This is a genomic window from Streptomyces rishiriensis, assembly GCF_003112535.1.
In the GTDB taxonomy this organism is placed as follows: Bacteria; Actinomycetota; Actinomycetes; order Streptomycetales; family Streptomycetaceae; genus Streptomyces; species Streptomyces rishiriensis.
The window spans coordinates 21,025-41,659 of record NZ_BEWA01000015.1 but is presented as its reverse complement, the minus strand read 5'-3'; the positions used below and the strand labels follow the sequence as shown (position 1 = coordinate 41,659).

Here is a 20,635-nt window from a genome sequence, read left to right as displayed (position 1 = left end):
CTCCAGACTGAGGCCCGCTATTGAACCCATGTACAACATGCTCAACCTGCCGCTGCATCGAGGGAGATCGCGTCATGGCGGAGACGGGGACGACGGGAACAGCGGGGCCCGCGGGCACAGCGGGGGGTGCGGGGCCGGCGGGCTCGGCGGGGTTCCGGCGGAGCACGGTGGCCCCGCAGCCGGCGGGGATGGCCCGGGCGGAGTCCGCGGACGCGCTGCCGAAGGGCTTCCGCAGCGCGGAGCGCGGCTGGCCCGAACTGGAGCGCATACCGCATCCGCCGCACCGGATCCCCCTGCTCGGCGACCTCCTGGGCGCGAGCCGGCGCACACCCGTGCAGGACTCCCTGCGGTACGCCGCGGAGCTGGGGCCGATCTTCCGCCGCAAGGTGTTCAACCGGGAGTTCGTGTTCGTCGGGGGCGCGGAACTGGCCGCCGACATGGCGGACGAGACCCGGTTCGCCAAGCACGTGGGGCTGGGCATCGCCAACCTGCGCCCCGTGGTGGGGGACGCCCTGTTCACGGCGTACAACCACGAGCCGAACTGGCAGTTGGCGCACGACGTCCTGGCCCCGGGGTTCAGCCGGGAGGCCATGGCCGCCTACCACCCGATGATGCTGGACGTGGCGGCGCGCCTCACCGGCCACTGGGACGCGGAAGCCGCCGCGGGCCGGGCGGTGGACATTCCCGGCGACATGACCAAACTGACCCTGGAGACGATCGCGCGCACCGGCTTCGGGCACGACTTCGGCTCCTTCGAGCGGGCCCGGCCGCACCCCTTCGTCACCGCGATGGTGGGCACCCTCACCTACGCCCAGCGCCTGAACACCGTGCCCTCCCCCGCCCTGCTGCGGCGGGCCACGCGCCGCAACGAGGCCGACATCGCCCTGCTCAACCGCACCGTCGACGATCTGGTCCGCAAGCGCCGGTCGGCGGGCGGCGGGGAGGGCGACCTGCTCGACCGGATGCTCGACACCGCCCACCCCTCGACGGGGGAACGGCTGTCGGCGTTGAACGTGCGCCGTCAGGTCGTCACCTTCCTGGTGGCCGGTCACGAGACGACCTCGGGCGCGCTCTCCTTCGCCCTGCACTACCTCTCCCTCGACCCGCAGCTCGCGGCGCGCGCCCGTGCCGAGGTGGACCGGGTGTGGGGGGACACGGCCGTGCCCGGCTACGAGCAGGTGGCGAAGCTGCGCTGTGTGCGCCGGGTGCTCGACGAGGCGCTGCGGCTGTGGCCGACGGCGCCCGCGTTCGCGCGCGAGGCCAGGGCGGACACGGTGCTGGGGGGCGAGCATCCGATGCGGCGCGGCGGCTGGGCGCTGATCCTCACCGCGATGCTGCACCGCGACCACGAGGTCTGGGGACCGGACGCCGAACGCTTCGACCCCGACCGCTTCGACGCCCAGGCCGTGCGCACACGTGCCCCGCACACCTACAAGCCGTTCGGCACCGGCGCCCGGGCCTGCATCGGGCGGCAGTTCGCGCTCCACGAGGCCGTGCTGGTGCTGGGGCTGCTGCTGCGCCGCTACGAGCTGCGGCCCGACCCCGCCTACCGGCTGCGGGTCACGGAACGGCTGACGCTGATGCCGGAAGGGCTGCGGATGCGTCTGGAGCGGCGCACCCGGACGTCGTCCGACGGCCCCGCCGGCGACCCGGTCAGCGGTCCCGCGGACGACCCGGGCCCTGAGGGGCGCGGGACGCCGGGCTCAGCGCCGGGCTGTCCAGTGCGCGGGGCGGGCGACTGACTGAGGCAGGCGGGTGCCCGCGCTCCCCCGGGCCGCGTTCAGCTGCGGCTGGGTCAGGAAGAACGCGCCGGTCAGATCGGCGTCCGTCAGATCGGTGTCACGCAGGTCGGCGCCGATCAGGTCCGCTCGGCGCAGGTCCGCGCCGGTGAGGTCGGCGGCGATCAGACAGGCGCCGCGCAGGTTCGCGCCGTGCAGGTCGGCACCCTTGAGCCGGGCCCCCGCCAGATCGGCGCCCCGTCGCTCCTTTCCGCGCCCGGGTATGCCGGAGCGCACCAGCTCGCTGGTCTTCAGCAGCAGCACGTTGACGTCCTGACGGTGGGCGGGCACGTCCAGCGCGGCCAGCTCCTCCGGGGACAGACGGGTGAGTCCGTCGGTGCGGTCCAGGAGCCGTCGCAGCTCGCCGTGGACCGGGCGGGCGGCGGGGAGGGCCAGCGCCTCGGTGAGATACCAGAGGAGTTCGTGGAGCTGGCGGACCACCGGGAACACCTCCAGCATGCGCCGGGCCTCCTCCCGCGGGGCCGTCCTGCGGTCCCGGCCGCCGAAGGTGACCTGGGAGACCTTCTGCCCGGCGCCGAAGCAGTCGTAGACCGTGCAGCCGGTGAAGCCGGACTCCCGCAGCCGCGCGTGGATGCCGCAGCGGTGGTCCTCGCCCAGGTTCGGGCAGGCCTTCCCGGCGGGCTTGTCGATCGCGAAGTCCGCGGAGCGGGCGAAGGGCAGGGCCACGCAGCACAGTCCGAAGCAGTTCCCGCAGTCGCCGCGCAGGTCGGCCGGCTCCGCCGTCTTGTCTCGCATGCCGCCAGCCTACTGACCTGCCGGACTACCGGTGGAACAGCTCGAACGCCACGGCCGGCCGGCCGCCGAACCTCTCCCCCACGGACGTCGCCGCCCCGGTCAGGAACTTCCTCGCGTAGGCCTCGGGCGCCTCGTCGGTCAGCGCCTCGATGTAGGCCCGGTGTTCGAGCAGCGAGGCCACCGCACGCTCCAGACCCGGCGACGCGTCCACGGCGTGGGTGGGCGTCGCGGACCCGGCCACGGCGACCCAGCGCACCCCGTTCCAGGGCTGCAGACCCTGCTCGACGAGTTCGGGGAAGATCCAGCGGTTGCCGGCGTCCCCGGCCGCGTCGAGGACGGCCCGGCCGACGGCGACGTGGTCGGGGGTGTTCCAGGCGACCCCGCCCCAGGTGTCACGGTGGTTGAGGGTGATCACCAGCTCGGGACGATGCCGGCGGACGGCGGCGGCGATGTCGCGGCGCAGGGCGAGGCCGTACTCGACGACGCCGTCGCGGTGGTCGAGGAACTCGACCGACGAGACGCCCACCACGGCCGCGCTCGCCCGCTGCTCCCGCTCGCGCAGCGGGCGGCACTCGGCGGGCGCGAGGGTGTCGATGCCGGCCTCGCCGCGGGTCGCCAGCACATAGCCGACCTCGCGGCCGGCGTCGGTCCAGGCGGCGATCGCCGCGGCGCACCCGTACTCCAGGTCGTCCGGGTGCGCCACCACCGCCAGGGCGCGCTGCCAGTCCTCGGGCATGGGCTGGAGCTGGGGGATCGTCGGCTCGGTCATGCCCGCAGACTATCCGGTGACCGTGGCGTCACACCTCGTCACGGGCGAGGGCGAGCAGGCGGTCCAGGACGCGCGGACCGCCGGCCCGGACGCCGTCGTGCTCGAACTCGTCCGTGACCCAGGTGCGCAGTCCCCGGATCGCGCGCGCGGTGCGCAGCGAGTGGGCGGTGTCGACGTACAGGTCGTCGTGGTAGATCGCGGCCGCGACCGGCACCTCGTTGGCGGCCAGCCGTGCGGGGTCGTACAGCGTCGGCCAGTCGGTGCGGGCGGCGAGGAGTTCGGCGGCCCCGCGCAGCGGGCGCAGGGCGGGGTCGTTCTCGAACATCCAGGGATGGATCGTTTCTCCGGTGAGGAGCAGCGGGCCGTCTCCGGTGAGCGCCTTGGCTGCGTCGAACTGCGGGAACTCGGCGCGCACCCGCTCGGCGGACCAGTCGGTGGGGCGGGCGCCCTGTGCGTAGACCGCCTCGTGTACGAGGGCGTAGAGCGGGTGTCCCGCGAAGGAGAGCTGACCCTGAAGCTCCTCCTGGAGGGCGTCGGACAGCTCCGGGCCCCGGGGGGTGGTCACGAACGCCTCTTCGAGGAGGTGGTGCAGGCGGTGGCTGCCCTCGCCGCCGCCGAGCAGGATGCCCAGCGTCTGGAACGCCTCGGCGGTCAGCCGGTAGCCGTTCGGGAGGGTCACCTCGTGGTGCAGCAGATGGTCGGCGATGCGGCGGGCGCGTTCGACGTCCTGCGGGTAGCGGGCGTAGTGCGCGGCGTTCTTGCGCTCCATGCGCGGGTAGGCGGCGCGGTAGACGTCGTCGGCGTGGGCGTCCAGCGAGGGCAGCCCGCCGGTGATCAGGGCGGCGGCGAGGCCCTCGGGAGCCAGGGAGAGGTACGTGACCGTGCAGAAGCCGCCGAAGCTCTGGCCGAGGACCGTCCAGGGAGCGCCGCCGGCGACCTCGCCGCGGATCAGCTCACAGTCGCGGACGATGGAGTCGGCGCGGAAGTGCGCGAGATAGGCGGCCTGTTCGGCCGGGCCGCCGCGCAGCGGGAGCGTCTGGCGGTTGGCCGGGGTGGAGTGGCCGGTGCCGCGCTGGTCCAGGAGCAGGACGCGGTACTCCTCCAGCGCGCGGCCGAGCCAGGCCGGCCTGCCGACGAACCGGTGGGCGCCGAAGCCGGGCCCGCCCTGGAGGTAGAGCAGCCACGGCAGGTCCTGGTCCGCCTTGTCGCTCGCGACGACCTCACGGGCGTAGAGCCCGATCGTCTCCCCTGCCGGGTCGGCGTGGTCGAGGGGCACGGTGAAACGGCGGTCGGTGAGGACGACGCCGGGCTGACGGTAGCTGACGGACAACGAAGGCTCCCGGGACGATCGGTGTGCGGACCGCGGCCCAGTTCAGCACATGTCGGGGCGGCGCCCCAGCCCGGGGATCATGAACGGCGCAGAACCGCCGCCCGGGCGCCGTGCTGAACGGCGGATCAGTACACTGCTGAACGGACGTTCAGCGCGGCGGTCCCTCCGCCGCTCACCGTGCGGACAGGCTGGACCTGCGCACCACCAGCTCCGGCTGGAGCACCACCCGGCGGTGTTCGTGGGCCCGCTTCCCGCCCGCGTCGCCCGCGGCGCCTTCCTCGGTCTCCTCCAGCAGCATCTCGGCGGCCAGGGCGCCCATGGTCACGGCGGGCTGTCGCACCGAGGTGAGCGGGACGGCCGCGGCGGCGGCGAACTCGATGTCGTCGTAGCCGACGATGGCGAGGTCGCCGGGGACTCCGACGCCGGCCGCGTACATGGCCTGCAGAACGCCGAGGGCGAGCAGGTCGTTGGCGCAGAACACGGCGGTCGGGCGGTCGGCGAGGCCGAGCAGCCGCGCGCCCGCGTCGCGTCCGGCGGCGACGTCGAGCCGCTCGGTGGGCAGCTCGCGCAGGCTGTCGGGGCCGAGGCCGGCCTCCGCGAGCGCGTTCAGCGCGCCGGTGCGGCGGTCGCGGACCTGCGTGAAGCCGGGCGGGCCGCTGACGTAGGCGATCGAGCGGTGTCCGGCGTCGATCAGATGCCGCACCGCGAGCGCGCCGCCCGCCACGTCGTCCACCGACACCGAGCACTCGGCCGTGCCCTCGGCGACACGGTCCACGAGCACGAAGGGGATGCCGTGCCGGCGGAAGGAGGCGATGTTGCGGCCGGTGGCGTCGGCCGGGGTGAGCAGCACGCCGCGCACCCGCTGCTCGGCGAAGAGCGACAGGTACTCGGCCTCCTCCCCGGCGCTCTCGGCGCTGTTGCAGACCATCACGCCGAGACCGGCGTCCCGGGCGGCCCGCTCGGCGCCGCGGGCGACGTCCACGAAGAAGGGGTTGCCCATGTCGAGGACGAGCAGCCCCATGATCCGGCTGCGTCCCGCGCGCAGCTGCCGGGCGGACTCGCTGCGGACGTAGCCGAGCCGGTCTATCGCCGAGAGCACCCGGGCGCGGGTCTCCGTGGCGACCGTGTCCGGCCGGTTGATGACGTTGGACACCGTGCCGACGGAGACTCCGGCGGCACGGGCGACGTCCTTGATACCCACCGACTGGGCCATCAGGCGGGAACCTCCAGGTGAACGGGGCACGGCGGGACGGCCTTCACATTACCGTCATCCCGCCGGGCCCCCGGCCGAGCCGGTGCACCGGTCATGCGGGCAGCGCGAAGTCGACGACGTGGAGCGCCGAGGGGGTCGTCCCGCTCGACTTCTCCTGGTACATGAACGACAGCACGTCATCGGCCCTGACCCGGAGTTCGTCGATGACGACCTCGCCGAAGGCGTTGAGGCCGCTGCCGTCGAAGAGGACGGTCCAGTCGGTGTACCCGGAGGCCCTCGAGGCCCCGGCGATCCGTCCGAAGGGGAAGACCGCGTAGGCGTTGTCGTACCTGTCCAGGACCAGCTTGGTGCGCTGGCTGGAGCCGAGGGCGATCGGGATCTCCGTCTTCTGCCAGCCGCCGGAGGCGTTCTTGCGCAGGTGGAAGGCGCGGCCGTGGGCGGTGCGGTCGCCGACGTAGTCCGTGGTGCACTGGCCGAAGCGGCCGGGGACGTAGCTGATGATCGCGTGCGGCCGGCCGGCCGAGTCGGTGGCCTGGCTCTCCTGGTTCATCAGGGAGTGGTCGGGGTCGAGCGCGTCCACGACGAGTCCGCCGTCGGTCACGGCCACCTTGTCGGAGCCGCCCGTGACGCCGACGACGGCGCCCGCGTCGTTGCGCCAGGTCCGGCCGCGGTCGTCGGAGTACACGTAGCCGGTGTCGTGGTTGGTGATGCCGCCGCCGGAGCACATCACCGCGCCGTTCTGCTCGCGCCAGGTGAAGAAGGAGTGCAGCCGGCCGGCGACGTCGTAGTCGATGCCGTGCAGGTACATGTTGCGGGCGGTGGAGGAGCCGTGCGCGCTGGTGTACGTCCCGGTGGAGGCGGACCATTCGCCGAGGTTCGTCCAGGTCGAGCCGTCGTACTCGGCGAGGGCGTTGCGGCCGTTGCCGGAGATGCCGGCCCGGTAGCTGAGCTGGAGCCTGCCCTCGGGGGTGGCGACGAACTGCGGGTAGGTGAACTGGGCGGTGAGCGCGAGGCCGTCGAGGGTGGTCTGTACGGCGCCGAAGACGGCCGGCGTCCAGGAGGTGGCCGACGGGTCGTCGAGCAGTCCGGGAGCCGACTTCACGTAGAAGAAGCCGTCGCTGTGGGAGTCCATGTTCAGGTGGAGGCGGCCGTCGCCCCTGGAGACGCCCATGGAGATGACGTTGTGCGAGTCGCTGGCCTTCAGCCGGTGCGGGAGGGTCACGGTGGACCAGGCGGCGCCGCCGAGCACGCGGCGGGCGACGACCGCGTTCCCGGTGGAGGTGTACCAGGCGGCGTACTGGTGGCCCTTGTAGGTCAGCAGCCCGTTCTTCTGGAACGAGTTGTTGTTGACGAGCCCGTCGTAGGACACGAAGAACACGGCCTGCGCGTCGAGTTGGGTGGTGCCCTTCCAGGTGACGGAGGGGCCGGGTGTCGCGGCTCGGGCGATGCCGGGCACTGCCATGGCGGCCATCGCGGCGGACGCGGCGGTCGCGAGCACGGTACGTCTTCTCATCGTTTGCGGCTCCTGCGGTGGTCAGGCGAGGTGGAAGACCTCGGTGAGCGGTTTCATCGCTTCGTCGGGCCGGGCGCCGTCCGACGCCTCGAAGAACGGCGCCATCTCCGCCTGCCAGCGGGCGTTGACGTCGGTGGCCGCCATGCCCGCCCGGGCGGCCGCGAAGTCCTCGGTCTCCAGGTAGCCGACGAGCAGACCGTCCTCGCGCAGGAAGAGCGAGTAGTTGTGCCAACCGGTGGCCGAGAGGGCTTCGAGCATCTCCGGCCACACGGCGGCGTGCCGCTCGCGGTACTCGTCGAGGCGGTCCGCCCGGACCTTCAGCAGAAAGCACACGCGCTGCATCAACAGCCCCCGGGGGATCAGAAGTCGAACTGGTCGATGTTCTTGGCGTCGAACACGGTCGGCTTGCCGAGGCTGATCACGCCGTCCTTGCCGATGGCGTACGCGGTGCCGCCGGCCTTGAAGGTCTCGCCCTCCTTGCCGGTGATCTGTCCCGAGACGAGCGCCACCGCGGTCTGCGCGGCGAGCGCGCCGAGCTTCGCGGGGTCCCACAGCTCGAAGGCGTCGACGGTGCCGTTCTTGACGTAGGTGCGCATGTCGTTCGGGGTGCCCAGGCCGGTCAGCTTGACCTTGCCCTTGTACTTGGAGCCCGACAGGTACTGGGCGGCCGCCTTGATGCCGACGGTGGTCGGGGAGATGATCCCCTTCAGGTTCGGGTACTGCTGGAGCAGGCCCTGGGTCTGCTGGAAGGACTGCTGGGCGTCGTCGTTGCCGTAGGCGACCTTGACGAGCTTGACGTCCTTGTACTTCGGGTCGGCCAGCTCCTTCTTCATGAAGTCGATCCAGACGTTCTGGTTCGTCGCGGTCTGCGCCGCCGACAGGATCGCGATCTCGCCCTTGTAGCCGATCTGCTCGGCGAGCAGCTGCACCTCGGTGCGGCCGAGGTCCTCGGCGGAGGCCTGCGAGACGAAGGCGTTGCGGCAGCCGGGGTTGGTGTCGGAGTCGTAGGTGACGACCTTGATCTTGTTGCTCATCGCCTGCTTGAGCGCGGTGCACAGGGCACCCGGGTCCTGCGCGGACACGGCGATCCCGTCGACCTGCTGCTGGGTGAGGGTGTTGACGTACGACACCTGTCCGGAGGTGTCCGTCGCGCTCGACGGGCCGACCTCCTTGTAGCGGGAGCCGAGCTCCTTCAGAGCCGCCTCGCCGCCCTTGTCGGCGGAGGTGAAGTAGGGGTTGTTGACCTGCTTGGGCAGGAAGCCGACGGTCAGGCCCTTCTTGGTGGCCGCGTTCGGGTCGGCCTTGCCGGCGGAGACGGCCGCGCCGGTGCTCTCGTTCTTCACGTCCTCCTTGGTGGTGCCGCCGCAGGCGGTGGCGGCGAGGGCGAGCGAGGAGACGGCGCAGAGGGCCGCGCAGGCACGGCGGAGCGATGACTTGCGCATGATGGTGTGGGTCCTTTACGAGGGTGGGCGGAGCGGGTTACGACGTCGGCGTCGAGGCGGCGGCTCGGCGGCCCGCCCTCGCGACGGAGATCTGCCGTGCGACCCGTGGGCCGAGCACGGAGACGACGAGCAGGACGCCGGTGACGACGATCTGCGACTGGGCGGAGACGTCCTGGAGGCTCATCACGTTCTGCGCCGCGCCGAGCAGGAAGACTCCCGCGATCGCGCCGCCGAGCGTGCCCTTGCCTCCGTCGAAGTCGATGCCGCCGAGGAGGACGGCCGCGATGACGGAGAGTTCGAGGCCGGTGGCGTTGTCGTAGCGGGCGCTCGCGTAGTGCAGCGCCCAGAAGATCCCGGTGAGGGAGGCCATGAGGCCCGTCACCGTGAAGAGGATCAGCTTGTGCCGCTTGACCCGGACGCCGGCGAACCGGGCGGCCTCCTCGCCCGCACCGATCGCGAACAGCGAGCGGCCGAACGGGGTGGCGTGCAGGACCACGACGGCGATCGCGAACAGGACGACGAAGGGCAGGAACGCCTGCGGGAGGAAGGTGTCCCCGAGCCGGCCGGCCGCGAAGTCCAGGTACTGGGCGGGGAAGTCGGTGACCGCGTCGGAGCCGAGCACGATCTGCGCGATGCCCCGGTAGGCGGCCAGGGTGCCGATGGTGACGGCGAGGGAGGGCAGCCCGAGCCGGGTCACCAGCAGGCCGTTGACGAGCCCGCAGACCACGCCGAGCAGCAGGCAGACGGGGATGATCGCCTCGATCGTCATGCCCTGGTTCCACAGGGCTCCCATCACCGCGCCGGACAGTCCGGCCGTGGAGGCCACGGACAGGTCGATCTCGCCGGAGACGACCAGGAGGGTCATCGGCAGCGCGACCAGGGCGATCGGCAGGGTGTTGCCGATCAGGAAGGACAGGTTCAGCGCGTTGCCGAAGCCGTCCACGAAGGTGAAGGAGAACAGCAGCAGGACGATCAGGACGGCGCCGACGACCCCGTCCCACCGGAGGGCGGACCAGCGACTCGGGCGGGTGAGCGGCTCAGGCATCGTGAGCGTCTCCCTTCGTGACGGGGGTCTTCACGGCGGCCTTCTCGACGGGGGTCTTCTCGACAGGGGTCTTCGCGGCGGCGGTCTTCGCGGCGGGGGTCTTCGCGGCGGCGGTCCTGGCCGCGGCCGACTTCTTCCTCAGCGCGGACGCGACCCGCACGGCCACGACCCGGTCGATCGCGATGGCCAGCAGGAGCAGCACGCCGTTGATGGCGAGCACCCAGACCGAGCTGACGCCGAGGGCGGGCAGGACGCTGTTGATGGAGGTGAGCAGCAGCGCGCCGAGTGCGGCGCCGTAGACGCTGCCGGAGCCGCCGGTGAAGACCACGCCGCCGACCACGACCGCGCTGACGACGGTCAGTTCGTAGCCGTTGCCCGTGCTGGAGTCGACGTTGCCGAACCGGGCCAGGTACATGGCTCCGGCGAGGCCTGCGAGGCCGCCGCAGAAGGTGTAGGCGGCGAGGATCCGCCTGCGGACCGGGATGCCGGCCAGCAGGGCGGCCTCCGGGTTGGAGCCGAGCGCGTACAGCTCGCGCCCGCTGCCGAAGTGCTTGAGGTAGCAGGCGGTGGCGATGAGGACGACGAGCGCGATCAGCGCGAGCCAGGGCACGGCCGAGAGGCCGCCGGAGCCGAAGTCCACGAACGGGTTCGGCAGGTCGGCCGCGGTGATCTGCCGGGAGCCGACCCAGATGGAGTCGATGCCGCGGATGACGTACAGCGTGCCGAGGGTGACGACGAGGGCGGGCACCTGGCCGAGGCTGACCAGCAGACCGTTGAGGAGCCCGAAGCCGACGCCCAGCAGGACGGCCAGCACGATCGCGATGACCGGGTCGCCGCCGCCGTGCAGATACGTGCCGGCGGCGAAGGCGCTGATGCCGAGGGTGGAGCCGACCGACAGGTCGACGTTGCGGGTGATGACGACCAGGGACTGGCCGGTGGCGACCAGCACCAGGATGGTCGCGTTGAGCAGGAGGTCCTTGACGCCCTGCTCGGACAGGAACTCGCTGTTGCCGGCCTGGGTGACGGCGATCATCACCAGGAAGACGACCAGGATGGCGAGTTCGCGCACCTTGAACACGCGGTCGACGAGCCGGGTGCCGCTGGAACGGGGCGCCTCGGCGACGGGGGCCCGGTCGGGAGTGGTCACCGTCATGCGGCGGCCCTCCCGGTGGCTGCGGCCATCACGGTTTCCTCGGTGGCTTCGGTGCGGGCGATCTCGGCGGTGAGCCGGCCCTCGTGCATCACCAGCACGCGGTCGGCCATGCCGAGGATCTCGGGCAGGTCGGAGGAGATCATCAGGACGGCGACCCCGTCGGCGGCCAGCTCGGAGAGCAGCCGGTGCACCTCGGCCTTGGTGCCGACGTCGATGCCGCGGGTCGGCTCGTCGACGATGAGCACCTGGGGGCCGGTGGCCAGCCACTTGGCGAGGACGACCTTCTGCTGGTTGCCGCCGGAGAGCGTGTTGACGGTGTCGGCGATCCTGGCGTACTTCACCTGGAGCCTGATCGCCCAGTCGAGGGCGCGGCTGCGCTCGGCGCCGCGGTCCATCAGGCCCGCCCTCACGGTGGTGCGCAGGCCGGTGAGGCCGATGTTGCGCTCGATGGACATGTCCATCACCAGGCCCTGGGCGCGCCGGTCCTCGGGGACCAGGGCGAGGCCGGCGGCCATCGCGGTGGAGGGCGCGCCGCTGGTGAGCGGGCGGCCGTCCACGACGACCTCGCCGGCGTCCCAGCGGTCGATGCCGAAGACCGCGCGGGCGACCTCGGTGCGGCCGGCGCCGACGAGGCCGGCGAGGCCGACGATCTCACCGCGGCGGACGTCGAAGGAGACGTCCGTGAAGACGCCCTCGCGGGTCAGCCGGCGGACGCTGAGGGCGACCTCGCCCGGCGTGACGTCCTGCTTGGGGTAGAGCTCGTCGAGGTCGCGGCCGACCATGCGGCGGACCAGGTCGTCCTCGGTCATGCCCGCGACCTGCTCGGTGGCGATCCACGCGCCGTCGCGCAGGGTGGTCACACGCCGGCAGATCTCGAAGATCTCCTCCAGGCGGTGCGAGATGAACAGGACCGCCGCGCCCTGCTCGCGCAGGGTGCGCACCACGCCGAAGAGGCGGGCGACCTCGCTGCCGGTGAGGGCCGCGGTCGGCTCGTCCATGATCAGGACGCGGGCGTCGAAGGAGAGCGCCTTGGCGATCTCGACGATCTGCTGGTCGGCGATGGACAGGCCGCTGGCCGGGCGGTCGGGGTCGAGCTCGACGCCGAGGCGCTTCATCAGGGCGGCGGTGGCCGCGCGGGTGGCCTTGTGGTCGATGCGGCCGAAGGCGCGCCGGGGCAGGCGGCCCATGAAGATGTTCTCGGCGATCGACAGATCGGGGAAGAGCGTGGGCTCCTGGTAGATCACGGCGATGCCGGCGTCGCGGGCGTCGCCGGGACCGTGGAAGACGACGGGCTCACCGTCGAGCAGCACCCGGCCGGCGTCCGGTCGGTGCACCCCCGCGAGGGTCTTGATCAGGGTCGACTTGCCCGCGCCGTTCTCCCCGGCGAGGGCATGGACCTCGCCGGGGAACAGCTCCAGGGAGACGCCCCGCAGGGCGCGTACGGCGCCGAAGGACTTGGCTACGTCCTTCAGCGCCAGCACCGGGGCAGGTCCCGTGTCGGACGGGTGGGTCATGGGTGGCTCCTCGACGACGTCCGCGAAGCGATGCCCTGGGGGCCGTCACGGCGTCGTGAAAGGTTTCAACTGGATTGCCGGGACGTTAGGCAGGGCGGGCATGTCACGTCAATGGGTATGTCTCGAAAAGTTTTCGATAGCCGTAGGTCACGCGGCGATCACGGACAACGGGGCGAGCCGGGGGTCTTGACACCCTTCCGGCGGGCTCATAGCTTCCCGTTCTGAATCGTTTCATCAACAGCGTTTCCAGAAGCGTCCCCGGAAGGCCCTGGCAGCCGCTGCGGATGTTCTTCCGGACCGATGTCACAGGAGCCCGAAGTGACCGACCTCGCCGCGGTGAAGGCCGCGCTGAAGACCCAGGCCGTCGAGACACCGTCGTGGGCGTACGGGAACTCGGGGACCCGGTTCAAGGTGTTCGCCCAGCAGGGCGTCCCCCGCACCCCGCAGGAGAAGCTGGACGACGCCGCACAGGTGCACGCGTTCACCGGCGCGGCCCCGACCGTCGCGCTGCACATCCCGTGGGACGAAGTGGAGGACTACTCCGCACTTGCGAAACATGCCGAGGACCGGGGCGTGAAGCTGGGGGCTATCAACTCCAACACCTTCCAGGACGACGCCTACCGGCTCGGCAGCATCTGCCACCCGGAGGCGGCGGTCCGGCGCAAGGCCGTCGACCATCTGCTGGAGTGCGTCGACATCATGGACGCGACGGGCTCGGCCGATCTGAAGCTGTGGTTCGCGGACGGGACCAACTATCCCGGCCAGGACGACCTGCGCGCGCGGCAGGACCGGCTGGCCGAGGGCCTGGCCGAGGTGTACGCGCGGCTCGGCGACGGCCAGCGGATGCTGCTGGAGTACAAGTTCTTCGAGCCGGCCTTCTACTCGACGGACGTGCCCGACTGGGGGACGGCCTACGCGCACTGTCTGAAGCTGGGCCCCAAGGCGCAGGTCGTGGTCGACACGGGACACCACGCGCCCGGGACCAACATCGAGTTCATCGTCGCCACGCTGCTGCGTGAGGGCAGGCTCGGCGGGTTCGACTTCAACTCGCGCTTCTACGCCGACGACGACCTGATGGTCGGCGCCGCCGACCCCTTCCAGCTGTTCCGGATCATGTACGAGGTCGTGCGCGGGGGCGGGTTCACCGCCGAGGTGGCGTTCATGCTCGACCAGTGCCACAACATCGAGGCGAAGATCCCGGCGATCATCCGGTCCGTGATGAACGTGCAGGAGGCGACCGCGAAGGCGCTGCTGGTCGACCGCTCGGCGCTGGCCGCCGCGCAGGCTTCGGGGGATGTCCTGGAGGCCAACGCCGTGCTGATGGACGCGTACAACACGGACGTGCGGCCGCTGCTGCGTGAGGTGCGCGAGGAGACGGGGCTGGATCCCGACCCGATGGCCGCGTACCGGGCGTCCGGGTACGCCGAGAAGATCGTTGCCGAGCGGGTCGGCGGGGAGCAGGCGGGGTGGGGGGCGTAAGCGCCTGCCACCTGTCCGTCGCGGACTGCGGACCCGTCGTGGCTGGTCGCGCAGTTCCCCGCGCCCTTCGGGGCGCACCTCCGTCGCCCGCGTCCGAGAAGTAAGGAATCCGCATGACCACCCACCCCGAAGCCGCCGCCCTGCTCGGTCGGTCCCATCGGCTGGGCGCCGATCCCCGCAACACCAACTACGCCGGCGGCAACGCTTCCGCCAAGGGCGCCGGCGTCGATCCCGTGACCGGCGGGGACGTCGAGCTGATGTGGGTGAAGGGCTCGGGCGGCGACCTCGGCACGCTCACCGAGGCCGGACTCGCCGTGCTGCGGCTGGACCGGCTGCGCGGGCTCGTCGACGTCTATCCGGGCGTCGAGCGCGAGGACGAGATGGTCGCCGCGTTCGACTACTGCCTGCACGGCAAGGGCGGGGCGGCTCCGTCCATCGACACCGCCATGCACGGGCTCGTCGACGCCGCCCACGTCGACCACCTGCACCCGGACTCCGGGATCGCGCTCGCCTGCGCGGCGGACGGGGAGAAGCTGACCGCCGAGTGCTTCGGGGACGCGGTCGCCTGGGTGCCGTGGCGGCGGCCCGGCTTCCAGCTCGGCCTGGACATCGCCGCCGTCAAGGAGGCCAACCCGCAGGCGATCGGCGTGGTGCTGGGCGGCCACGGGATCACCGCCTGGGGCGACACGGCCGAGGAGTGCGAACGCAACTCGCTGCACATCATCCGCACCGCCGAGGCCTTCCTGACGGAGAAGGGGAAGGCCGAGCCCTTCGGACCGGTCGTCGCCGGGTACGAGGCGCTGCCCGAGGACGAGCGCCGGCGACGGGCCGCCGCGCTCGCCCCGCACGTGCGGGCGATCGCCTCCCAGGACCGGCCCCAGGTCGGGCATTTCACCGACTCCGAGGCCGTGCTGGACTTCCTGGCGCGGGCCGGGCACCCGCGGCTCGCCGCGCTCGGCACCTCCTGCCCGGACCACTTCCTGCGCACCAAGGTGCGGCCGCTCGTCCTGGACCTGCCGCCCACCGCCGCGCTGGAGGACGCCGTCGCCCGGCTGGCGGAGTTGCACGCCGGGTACCGCGAGGAGTACGCCGCCTACTACGCACGGCACGCCGAGCCCGGCTCCCCCGCGATGCGCGGCGCCGACCCGGCGATCGTGCTGGTGCCGGGCGTGGGCATGTTCTCCTTCGGCAAGGACAAGCAGACGGCCCGGGTCGCCGGCGAGTTCTACGTCAACGCGATCAACGTGATGCGGGGCGCCGAGTCGGTGTCGTCGTACGCGCCGATCGAGGAGTCGGAGAAGTTCCGCATCGAGTACTGGGCTCTGGAGGAGGCCAAGCTTCAGCGGATGCCGAAACCGAAGGCGCTGGCCGCCCGGGTGGCCCTGGTGACGGGCGGCGGCAGCGGGATCGGCAAGGCGATCGCGCACCGGCTGTCCGCTGAGGGCGCCTGCGTGGTCGTCGCCGATCTGAACGCCGGGAACGCGGCCGCCGTCGCCGAGGAGCTCGGCGGGGCCGACAAGGCGGTGGCCGTCACCGTCGACGTGACGTCCGAGGAGCAGATCGCCCGCGCCTTCGAGGCCGCCGCGCTCGCCTTCGGCGGGGTCGACCTGGTGGTCAACAACGCCGGCATCTCCATCTCCAAGCCGCTGCTGGAGACCTCGGCCCGGGACTGGGACCTGCAGCACGACATCATGGCCCGCGGCTCCTTCCTCGTGTCGCGGGAGGCGGCCCGGGTGATGATCGCGCAGAAGCTGGGCGGCGACATCATCTACATCGCGTCGAAGAACGCCGTCTTCGCGGGCCCGAACAACATCGCCTACTCCGCCACCAAGGCCGACCAGGCGCACCAGGTGCGGCTGCTCGCCGCCGAGCTGGGCGAGCACGGCATCCGCGTCAACGGCGTCAACCCCGACGGCGTGGTGCGCGGGTCCGGCATCTTCGCGGGCGGCTGGGGCGCCCAGCGCGCGGCCGTGTACGGGGTGGAGGAGGACAAGCTGGGCGAGTTCTACGCGCAGCGGACCATTCTCAAGCGCGAGGTGCTGCCCGAGCACGTCGCCAACGCCGTGTTCGCGCTGACCGGCGGCGAGCTCACCCACACCACCGGGCTGCACGTCCCCGTCGACGCGGGTGTGGCGGCCGCCTTCCTCCGGTGACGGCCGTGAAGGCGTACGCCGCCGTCGACCTCGGCGCGTCCAGCGGGCGCGTCATGGTCGGCCGGGTCGGCCCGGACGCGCTGGAGCTGACCGAGGCCCACCGCTTCCCCAACCGGCCGGTCCGGGTGCCCGAGGGGTTGCGCTGGGATGTGCTGTCCCTGTACGCGGGCGTGCTGGACGGGCTGCGGGCGGCCGGCCCCGTGGACTCCGTCGGCATCGACAGCTGGGCCGTGGACTACGGCCTGCTCGACGCCGACGGGGCCCTGCTCGGCAACCCGGTGCACTACCGGGACGCGCGCACCGAGGGCGTCGCCGAGAAGGTGTGGGCCACCGTGCCGGCGGCCGAACTGTACGCGGCGACGGGCCTGCAGTACGCGCCCTTCAACACCCTCTACCAGCTGACGGCCGAGGCCTGCACGGCCCGACTGGCTCAGGCCCGACGGCTGTTGCTCATCCCCGACCTGCTGTCCTACTGGCTGACGGGCGAGCAGGGCACCGAGCTGACCAACGCCTCCACGACCCAGCTGATCGACCCCCGCACCGGCGACTGGTCCTACGGCGTCGCCGCTCGGCTCGGCATCGACCTGGAGCTGTTCGCTCCGCTGCGCCGGCCCGGCGACCCGGCGGGGCTGCTGCGCTCCCAGGTGCTGGAGGAGACGGGGCTGACCGGCCCGGTGCCGGTGACCACGGTCGGCTCGCACGACACCGCGTCCGCCGTGGCCGCCGTCCCGGCCGTCGGCGAGCACTTCGCCTACATCTGCACCGGCACCTGGTCGCTGGCCGGACTGGAGCTGACGGCGCCCGTGCTCGGCGAGGAGAGCCGCGTCGCCAACTTCACCAACGAGCTGGGGCTGGACGGCACGGTCCGCTACCTGCGCAACATCATGGGACTGTGGCTGCTCCAGGAGTGCGTACGCGCCTGGGGCGACCCCGACCTGGGCGGACTGCTGCGGGACGCGGCCGCGGCGCCGGGGCTGCGGTCGGTCGTCGACGCGGGCGACGCCGCGTTCCTCGCGCCCGGGCGGATGCCGGAGCGGATCGCCGAGGCGTGCCGGGCGTCGGGGCAGCCGGTTCCGCGCACGCCCGGTGAGATCACCCGCTGCATCCTCGACTCCCTGGCCCTCGCACACCGGCGGGCGGTCGCCGACGCCCAGCGTCTCGCCGACCATCCCGTCGACGTCGTCCACATCGTCGGCGGCGGCGCCCGCAACGCGCTGCTGTGCCGGCTGACCGCCGACGCCTGCGGGCTGCCGGTGGTGGCCGGCCCGACGGAGGCCGCGGCTCTCGGCAACGTGCTCGTCCAGGCGCGGACCCACGGACTGGCCGGCGACCGCGCCGACATGCGCCGGCTGCTGGCCCGTACGCAGCCGCTGACGCGCTACGAACCGCGCGGAGACGCCGAAAGGTGGCGGGAGGCGGAGGTCCGGCTCGCCGTGCGCTGAGCCGGGGTCTCCCCCTTGAGCGCCGCGCCGGTCTACTCTTCACTCATCCGATGATCTACCTCAAGGAGCCGCGATGCGTGTCGCACTGTTCCTGACCTGTGTCAACGACACGCTCTATCCGGAAACCGGCCGTGCCGTCGTGAAACTGCTGACCAGGCTGGGCGTAGAGGTCGACTTCCCGATGGCGCAGACCTGCTGCGGCCAGGCGCACTACAACACCGGTTACCGCCACGAGGCCGAACCGCTGGCCCGTCATTTCTCCGATGTCTTCGAAGAGTACGAGGCCATCGTGACGCCGTCCGGATCGTGCGGGGCGATGGTGCGGGAGCTCTATCCGCGGATGGGCGAGCGCGCCCGGGCCGAGGGGCGAGGAGAAGCGCTGGCCGCCACGCTGGCCCCGGTGGTCCCGAAGACCTACGAGCTCACCGAGTTCCTGGTGGACGTGCTCGCGGTGACCGACGTCGGCGCGTACTACCCCCACACGGTCACCTACCACCCGACCTGTCACGGGCTGCGCGGACTGGGGCTCGGGGACCGGCCCCGGCGGCTGCTCCAGGCCGTCGGGGGCCTGGAGCTGGTCGAACTGCCGGGAGCCGACGAGTGCTGCGGCTTCGGCGGCACCTTCGCGCTGAAGAACCCGGACGTCTCGGCGGCGATGGGCGCCGACAAGGTGCGCAACGCCGAGTCGACGGGCGCGCAGGTGCTGTGCGCGGCCGACAACTCGTGTCTGATGCACATCGGCGGGACCATGACCCGGCTGCGGACCGGCATGCGGCCGGTGCACATCGCGGAGATCCTGGCGAGCACGGAACGGGAGCCGGCACGGTGAGCGGGACGTTCGTCGGGATGCCGGCCTTTCCGGAAGCCGCCCGCGAGGCGGTCGCCGACCCCACTCTGCGGGGCAATCTGCGGCACGCCACGCACACCATCCGCGCCAAGCGCGCGGCGGCGGTGGCGGAGATGTCCGACTGGGTGGAGCTGCGGGAGGCGGGCCGGCGGATCAAGGACCACACCCTGCGCCGGCTCGACCGGTACCTCGTGCAGCTGGAAGAGGCGGTCACCGCGGCCGGCGGCACGGTCCACTGGGCGGCGGACGCGGACGAGGCCAACCGGATCGTCACCCGGCTGGTCAAGGAGACCGGCGAGTCGGAGGTCGTCAAGGTCAAGTCCATGGCGACGCAGGAGATCGGGCTCAACGAAGCGCTGGAGGCCGAGGGCATCCGGGCCTACGAGACCGATCTCGCCGAGCTGATCGTGCAGTTGGGCAGGGACCGTCCCTCGCACATCCTGGTCCCGGCCATCCACCGCAACCGGGGCGAGATCCGGGACATCTTCCGGGCGGAGATGGGCGAGTGGGGCCGTCCGGCCCCGGAGGGTCTCACCGACACACCCGCCGAGCTCGCCGAGGCGGCCCGGCTCCATCTGCGCGAGAAGTTCCTGCGGGCGAAGGTCGGGATCTCCGGCGCGAACTTCATGGTCGCCGAGACCGGCACGCTGGTGGTCGTCGAGTCCGAGGGCAACGGCCGTATGTGCCTCACCCTGCCGGAGACGCTGATCTCCGTCGTCGGCATCGAGAAGATCGTGCCGACCTGGCGCGACCTGGAGGTCTTCCTCCAGACGCTGCCCCGCTCCTCGACGGCCGAGCGCATGAACCCGTACACGTCGACGTGGACCGGCACCAGGGACGGCGACGCCGGGGAAGGGGACGGCCCGCGGACCTTCCACCTGGTGCTGCTGGACAACGGCCGCACCGACACCCTCGCCGACGAGGTCGGCCGCCAGGCGCTGCGCTGCATCCGCTGCTCGGCCTGTCTGAACGTGTGCCCGGTGTACGAGCGGGCCGGCGGTCACGCCTACGGCTCGGTGTACCCGGGCCCGATCGGCGCGATCCTCAGCCCCCAGCTCCGGGGCACCGGAAGCGAGATCGACGCCTCACTGCCGTACGCCTCCTCGCTGTGCGGCGCCTGCTACGAGGTGTGCCCGGTCGCGATCGACATCCCGGAGGTGCTGGTGCACCTGCGCGAGCGCGTCGTCGAGGGCGGCCTCGTCACCCGGGAGGGCAACAAGGTGGTGCTGAAGCCGGCCAGGGGCCACGCGGCCGAGCGGGCGGCGATGCGGGCGGCACGCTGGGCGTTCTCCCGGCCCGGCGCACTGCGCGCCGGGCAGCGGCTGGCGTCGCGCACACGCGCCCTGCATCCGCGGACCCTGCCCGGCCCCGGCAGGGCGTGGAGTGCCGCGCGCGATCTGCCGGCCGTGCCCGCGGAGCCGTTCCGCGACTGGTGGCAGCGTACGAACGGCGGCACCACCGAGGAGGGGACGGCGAAGTGAGCAGCAGGGAACTGATCCTGGGCCGGGTGCGGCGCGCGCTGGCCGACGTGCCACCGGACGACACCCCGTACGAGGACGCCGCGCCGCGCGGCTATCTGCGCGAGCACGGCGCACGCGGAGCGGAGGAGACCGTGGCGCTGCTGGCGGAGCACCTGGCGGACTACCGGGCGATCGTGCACCGGTGCGGTGAGAGCGAACTGCCCTCCCTGCTGGCCCGGTTGCTCGCGGAGCGCGAGGCGGCGACCGTGCTCGTGCCCACCGGCCTCGACGAGACGTGGCTGGCGGAGTCGGACGTCACGCGGGTGGCGGACCGGGCCGAGAGCGACGCGCACGAACTCGACGCGGTGGACAGCGTGGTGACGGCGTGCGCGGTGGCCGTCGCCGAGACCGGGACGATCGTGCTGGACGCCGGACCGGACCAGGGCCGGCGCCGCATCACCCTGGTCCCCGATCACCACATCTGTGTGGTGCGCGCGCCCGACCAGGTGGTGTCCTCGGTGCCGCTGGCACTCGAACGGCTCGATCCGGGACGTCCGTTGACATGGATCTCGGGGCCCTCGGCGACCAGCGACATCGAGCTGGACCGAGTGGAGGGGGTGCACGGTCCGCGCACCCTGGAGGTGATCCTGGTCGGCTGAACCACATCCCCACGGTCACGCGCCCGGCGGGCAGCCCGGCATCCCGCGCTGCCTCGGCCTCCCCCTTCAGGGCGTCCGTACG

The 20,635-nt window shown here is 72.3% G+C and carries 17 protein-coding genes; 7 read left to right on the top strand and 10 right to left on the bottom strand.

Annotation, left to right across the window (positions count from 1 at the left end):
• The first annotated feature begins 188 nt into the window (after positions 1-188).
• Entirely contained in the window at positions 189-1,742 is a 1,554-nt protein-coding gene (locus Sri02f_RS25715) for a cytochrome P450 (RefSeq protein ID WP_245970801.1), read from the top strand.
• On the opposite strand, the gene Sri02f_RS25710 is transcribed toward Sri02f_RS25715, so the two are convergent.
• The 10 genes from Sri02f_RS25710 to Sri02f_RS25665 form a co-directional block, all read right to left on the bottom strand.
• Positions 1,704-2,534: a pentapeptide repeat-containing protein gene (locus tag Sri02f_RS25710; RefSeq protein ID WP_109003680.1), complete on the bottom strand. Its 831-nt coding sequence runs from the start codon at positions 2,532-2,534 to the stop codon at positions 1,704-1,706. The genes Sri02f_RS25715 and Sri02f_RS25710 overlap by 39 nt on opposite strands.
• A 25-nt stretch (positions 2,535-2,559) precedes the next feature.
• Complete coding sequence (locus Sri02f_RS25705) at positions 2,560-3,303, bottom strand: PIG-L deacetylase family protein (protein WP_109003679.1); 744 nt, start codon at positions 3,301-3,303, stop codon at positions 2,560-2,562.
• A gap of 28 nt (positions 3,304-3,331) precedes the next feature.
• A complete protein-coding gene (locus Sri02f_RS25700; protein WP_109003678.1) occupies positions 3,332-4,633 on the bottom strand; it encodes an alpha/beta fold hydrolase in 1,302 nt (433 codons plus the stop codon).
• Between the two features lie 172 nt (positions 4,634-4,805).
• Positions 4,806-5,846, bottom strand: coding sequence for a LacI family DNA-binding transcriptional regulator (locus Sri02f_RS25695; protein ID WP_109003677.1), 1,041 nt, complete (start codon positions 5,844-5,846; stop codon positions 4,806-4,808).
• A gap of 91 nt (positions 5,847-5,937) precedes the next feature.
• A complete protein-coding gene (locus Sri02f_RS25690) occupies positions 5,938-7,359 on the bottom strand; it encodes a BNR repeat-containing protein (protein ID WP_109003676.1) in 1,422 nt (473 codons plus the stop codon).
• A gap of 21 nt (positions 7,360-7,380) precedes the next feature.
• Complete coding sequence (locus Sri02f_RS25685) at positions 7,381-7,701, bottom strand: L-rhamnose mutarotase (RefSeq protein WP_109003675.1); 321 nt, start codon at positions 7,699-7,701, stop codon at positions 7,381-7,383.
• A gap of 17 nt (positions 7,702-7,718) precedes the next feature.
• Positions 7,719-8,801 (bottom strand): rhamnose ABC transporter substrate-binding protein, encoded by a 1,083-nt coding sequence (gene rhaS / locus Sri02f_RS25680; RefSeq protein WP_109003674.1) that lies wholly within the window; start codon positions 8,799-8,801, stop codon positions 7,719-7,721.
• Between the two features lie 37 nt (positions 8,802-8,838).
• Positions 8,839-9,846: an ABC transporter permease gene (locus Sri02f_RS25675; protein WP_109003673.1), complete on the bottom strand. Its 1,008-nt coding sequence runs from the start codon at positions 9,844-9,846 to the stop codon at positions 8,839-8,841.
• The gene (locus tag Sri02f_RS25670; RefSeq protein WP_373865126.1) at positions 9,839-10,999 is read right to left on the bottom strand and encodes an ABC transporter permease; all 1,161 of its coding nucleotides are present in this window, start codon (positions 10,997-10,999) and stop codon (positions 9,839-9,841) included. The genes Sri02f_RS25675 and Sri02f_RS25670 overlap by 8 nt, the downstream gene beginning before the upstream one ends.
• A complete protein-coding gene (locus Sri02f_RS25665; RefSeq protein WP_109003672.1) occupies positions 10,996-12,513 on the bottom strand; it encodes a sugar ABC transporter ATP-binding protein in 1,518 nt (505 codons plus the stop codon). Before Sri02f_RS25665 ends, Sri02f_RS25670 begins: the two co-directional genes overlap by 4 nt.
• Before the next feature lie 318 nt (positions 12,514-12,831).
• On the opposite strand from Sri02f_RS25665, the gene rhaI reads away from it, so the two are divergent.
• The 6 genes from rhaI to Sri02f_RS25635 all read left to right on the top strand — a co-directional run bounded on the left by rhaI (position 12,832) and on the right by Sri02f_RS25635 (position 20,553).
• A complete protein-coding gene (rhaI, locus tag Sri02f_RS25660; RefSeq protein ID WP_109003671.1) occupies positions 12,832-13,992 on the top strand; it encodes an L-rhamnose isomerase in 1,161 nt (386 codons plus the stop codon).
• Positions 13,993-14,105: 113 nt separating this feature from the next.
• Positions 14,106-16,145 (top strand): bifunctional aldolase/short-chain dehydrogenase, encoded by a 2,040-nt coding sequence (locus tag Sri02f_RS25655; RefSeq protein ID WP_109003670.1) that lies wholly within the window; start codon positions 14,106-14,108, stop codon positions 16,143-16,145.
• Between the two features lie 5 nt (positions 16,146-16,150).
• Positions 16,151-17,587 carry a rhamnulokinase gene (locus Sri02f_RS25650; RefSeq protein ID WP_109003790.1) on the top strand — a complete coding sequence of 479 codons (1,437 nt, stop codon included), beginning with the start codon at positions 16,151-16,153 and terminating at the stop codon, positions 17,585-17,587.
• A 73-nt stretch (positions 17,588-17,660) separates the two neighbouring features.
• Complete coding sequence (locus Sri02f_RS25645; RefSeq protein ID WP_109003669.1) at positions 17,661-18,416, top strand: (Fe-S)-binding protein; 756 nt, start codon at positions 17,661-17,663, stop codon at positions 18,414-18,416.
• The gene (locus Sri02f_RS25640; RefSeq protein ID WP_109003668.1) at positions 18,413-19,915 is read left to right on the top strand and encodes a LutB/LldF family L-lactate oxidation iron-sulfur protein; all 1,503 of its coding nucleotides are present in this window, start codon (positions 18,413-18,415) and stop codon (positions 19,913-19,915) included. The genes Sri02f_RS25645 and Sri02f_RS25640 overlap by 4 nt, the downstream gene beginning before the upstream one ends.
• Entirely contained in the window at positions 19,912-20,553 is a 642-nt protein-coding gene (locus tag Sri02f_RS25635) for a LutC/YkgG family protein (protein WP_109003667.1), read from the top strand. Before Sri02f_RS25640 ends, Sri02f_RS25635 begins: the two co-directional genes overlap by 4 nt.
• The last annotated feature ends 82 nt before the right edge of the window (positions 20,554-20,635 follow it).